A 4,308-nucleotide genomic window follows, 5' to 3' on the forward strand; every position below is an offset into this window, starting at 1 on the left:
GTTGGGCGTGTGGGTGAGTTGGATCTGTGGCGCCGGATGAGTGGCGGATCGGGTGTGTTGCCGGGTGGTGGTGTGTTGGATCCGGTGGTGGACACGTTTGGTTCGGTGTGTCAGGTGTCGGTGGTGTTGGAGCCGGCGGTTGCGGAGCCGTTGTTGACGTCGGTGCCTGCGGCTTTCCATGCGGGGGTGCATGAGGTGCTGCTGTCGGCGTTTGTGTTGGCGGTGGGGGAGTGGCGTCGTCGTCGTGGCGGGTCGGGTGAGAGTGCTGTGGTGCTTGATCTTGAGGGGCATGGGCGTGAGGAGTTCGTGGACGGGGTGGATCTGTCGCGGACGGTGGGTTGGTTTACGAGTGTGTTCCCGGTTCGTTTGGATCCGGGTTCGGTGGCGTGGTCTGAGGTGGCGGCTGGTGGTGTGGGGCTTGGCCGGGCGGTGAAGCGGGTGAAGGAGCAGTTGCGTGAGTTGCCTGATCACGGTCTTGGTTATGGGTTGTTGCGGTATTTGAATCCGCAGACGGGTCCGGAGTTGGCCGGGTTGGGGTCGCCGGAGTTGGGGTTCAACTATTTGGGCCGGTTCGGGTCTGGTTCTGGTGGTGCGTGGGAGCCGGTTGCGGGTGGTGATGTGTTGGGTGGTGGTGCGGATGCGTTGATGCCGGTGGCGCATGCGTTGGAGCTGAACGCGTTGACGCGTGATGACGGGGATGGTTCGCGTCTGGTGGCGGTGTGGTCGTGGCCGGGCCGGCTGCTGGACCAGTCGTCGGTGGAGGAGCTTTCGGGGTTGTGGGTCGAGGCGCTACGGGCGTTGGCGGTCCATGGTGACGATCCCGGACTCGGCGGCCGAACCCCCTCCGACCTCCCACTTCTTTCGGTGGATCAAGCCGACATCGACGAACTCGAAGCGGAATGGGGAGCGTTCTGATGGCCAAGACGCAGCAGACTGGAATCGAAGACGTTCTGCCGTTGTCGCCGATGCAGGAAGGCCTCCTCTTCCACGCCCTCTACGACGACCAGACCCCTGATGTGTACACGGTCCAGCTCGCCCTGGACCTGAAAGGCCACACAGACCCCGCAGCCCTGCGCTCAGCCGCTGAGCAAGTGGTGCGCCGACACGCCACCCTCCGAGTGGCCTTCAGGGGCATGGGCCGTGGTCAGTCCGTGCAGGTGGTGCCGCGGGTGGTGGAGGTGCCGTGGCAGGAGGTGGATCTGTCGGAACTGCCGGACGGCGAGCAGGAGGTCCGGCTGGATGCCTGGCTGGAGGAGGACCGTGCTGTTCGGTTCGACTTGGGGCGTCCTCCGCTGTTGAGGTTTGCCTTGGTGCGTCGTGGTGTGGACCGGCACTGTCTGGTGTTCACCTGCCATCACATCCTTCTCGACGGCTGGTCGGTTCCTCTGCTGTTGAAGGAACTCCTGGCGTTGTACGAGTCGCGGGGGGATGATTCGCGGCTGCCGCGGGTGACGCCGTATCGCAACTACCTCGAATGGCTGGCGGGGCAGGACCGGCAGGCCGCCGAGCGCGCCTGGACAAGGGCATTCGAAGACTTCGAAGAGCCGACCTTGCTGGCCGCGTCATCTCCTGACGATCCGGCGGTGCTGCCGCGGTACGTCCGCGCCGAGCTTTCCCCTGAACTGACCGAAGTGCTGTCAGCCGTAGCCCGCAGGCACCGCCTGACGCTGAACACGGTGGTTCAGGGTGCGTGGGGTGTGTTGCTGGGCCGGTTGACGGGCCGTGATGATGTGGTGTTCGGGGCGACGGTGTCGGGTCGTCCGCCCGAGGTGGCGGGTATCGAGTCGATGATCGGGCTGTTCATCAACACGATCCCGGTGCGGGTGCGTCTGGATCCGGCGGAGTCGCTCCTCGGTCTGCTGAAGCGGGTCCAGGACCAGCAGGCCGAACTGATGGACCACCAGCACATGGGACTCGCCCGGGTCCAGACACTGCTGGGCAAGACAGAGCTGTTCGACACCCTCGTCGCCTTCGAGAACTACCCGCTGGAGAGGGACTCCCTTCCTCAGGTCGAAGGCCTGCACATCGCGGCGGCCGAAAGCCGGGACGCCACGCATTACCACGTGACGCTGGCCGCGATACCCGGACCGGTGTTGCAGTTCCGCCTGGACTACAACCCGCACGTCTTCACCGACGACGAGGCGCACCAGTTACTGAGCCGCCTCCAAGCAGTCCTGTCGGCCATGGCGTTCCTCCCGGAGCAGCCCACCGGGAGGCTGGACGTGCTCGTGGACGCGGAGCGCGACCGTCTGCTGCACGAATGGAACCCGGCCGGCAGTCCGGTGCCCGAAGAGACCGTGATCGAGCTGTTCGAAACACAGGTCGAGCGCACGCCCGAGGCGGTGGCGGTCCTCTCCGAAGCCGGGGAACTCAGCTACGGAGAGCTCAACGCGCGGGCCAACCAACTCGCCCACGCCCTGATCGGACGCGGCGTCGGCCCCGAAGACCTGGCGGTACTGGCGCTCCCTCGAACGGCCGACTTGATCGTCGCCGTACTGGCCGTGCTCAAATCCGGTGCAGCGTACCTACCGTTGGACCTCAAGAGTCCGCGGGAACGCATCGACTTCGTGCTCCAGGACGCGGCTCCCACATGCGTGATCTCGACCAGCGAGGCCGCGCACCGGTTCCCCGAGCACGTGGACGTCATCGCTCTCGACGGCCAGGCAGCAGCGCTCGCCATCGAGACGCAGCCGGCCGTCAACCCCACAGCCGAAGATAGAGTGCGCCCCCTCACCCTGCTGGGAGCCGCGTACGTGATCTACACGTCGGGCTCCACCGGCGTGCCCAAGGGCGTCGTCGTGGCACATCAGAGCTTCACCGACCTCGTGACCTGGGCGACGGAGAGCTTGGGAGCGGAACGACTGGCCCATGTACTGGCGGCCACCTCGCTCACCTTCGACGTCTCCGTGTTCGAGCTGTTCTCCCCCCTGACCGTCGGCGGCACCATCGAGCTGGTGCCGGACATCCTCGCACTCGCGAACCGGCCGAAGTGGGACGGCAGCCTCATCAGCGGGGTTCCCTCCGCTCTGGGCGTGTTGCTGAACCAGACCGAGCTGGACGTCACCGCCGGATCGGTCGTCCTCGCAGGCGAAGCGCTGTCGGCCAAGACGGTGAACGACATTCGGGCGGTCATGCCCGACTGCGAAGTCCTCAACATCTACGGACCCACTGAGGCAACCGTCTATTCGACTCTGTGGAAAGCGCCCGCCACACGACAGGAAACGCCGCCCCCGATCGGTCGTCCTTTGGACAACACGTTGGTGTACGTGCTGGATTGGGGGTTGCGGCCGGTTCCTCCGGGGACGGTGGGGGAGTTGTACATCGCGGGTCCTGGTGTGGCGCGTGGTTATTTGAATCGGGTGGGGCTGACGGCGGAGCGGTTCGTGGCCGATCCGTTCGGGGCTGCGGGTTCGCGGATGTATCGCACGGGGGATCTCGTGCGTTGGCGTGACGGGGGTGAGCTGGACTTCGTCGGCCGGGTCGACGATCAGGTGAAGGTCCGGGGGTTCCGGATCGAGCTGGGCGAGGTCGAAGCCGCACTGGCCAGCCACGCCGATGTTGCACAGGCTGCCGTGGTGGTCCGCGAGGACCGGCCGGGCGAGCTGCGCCTCATCGCCTACGTCGTCCCCACCGCGGGCCACAACCCACTGCCCCAGGCCGTGCAACGTCATGTCGCCGATGTCCTGCCCGAGTACATGGTGCCGGCGGCGGTGGTGGTGTTGGAGGGGCTGCCGTTGAACGCGAACGGCAAGTTGGATCGGAGGGCTTTGCCGGAGCCGGTCTTCGGGTCGGTTTCGTCCAGTCGTGCGCCGCGTACTCCGGTGGAGGAGGTGTTGTGCGGGCTGTTCGCCGAGGTGCTGGGTGTGCCTCAGGTGGGTATTGACGACAGCTTCTTCGATCTGGGTGGTGACAGCATCACCTCGATCCAGCTGGTCAGCCGGGCGCGCCGCGCCGGCCTGACCATCAAACCCCGTGAAGTGTTCCAGCTGAAGAACGTCGAGGCCCTCGCCGGCGTCGCCAGTCCGTTGGTGGATGGGGTGGGTGTTTGTGGTGGGGATGTGGGTGTGGGTGGTGTGGTGCCGACGCCGGTGGTGCGGTGGTTGTTGGAGCGTGGTGGGCCGGTTGGGGGCTTTTGTCAGTCGGTTGTGGTGGGTGTGCCGGGGGGTTTGGGTGTTGAGGGTTTGACGGCTGTGGTGCAGGCGGTGGTGGATCGTCATGATGTGCTGCGGTTGTGTGTGTCTGGTGGGGTTGGGTGGGGTTTGGAGGTTGGTGGGGCGGGGTCTGTTGCTGCTGGTGGTCTGGTGCGGC

The 4,308-nt window shown here is 65.9% G+C and carries 2 protein-coding genes; both read left to right on the forward strand.

The annotated features are described in order from the left end of the window. Positions 1-915 (forward strand): condensation domain-containing protein (locus ACZ7GJ_RS37790; RefSeq protein WP_470758493.1); only part of this gene is annotated, 915 nt, incomplete at its 5' end. After that, positions 915-4,308, forward strand: a 3,394-nt coding sequence (locus ACZ7GJ_RS37795; RefSeq protein ID WP_470758495.1) for an amino acid adenylation domain-containing protein, incomplete at its 3' end; no start/stop codon positions are given. The genes ACZ7GJ_RS37790 and ACZ7GJ_RS37795, both read left to right, overlap by 1 nt.

The organism is Streptomyces sp. NPDC037242 (assembly GCF_055604165.1).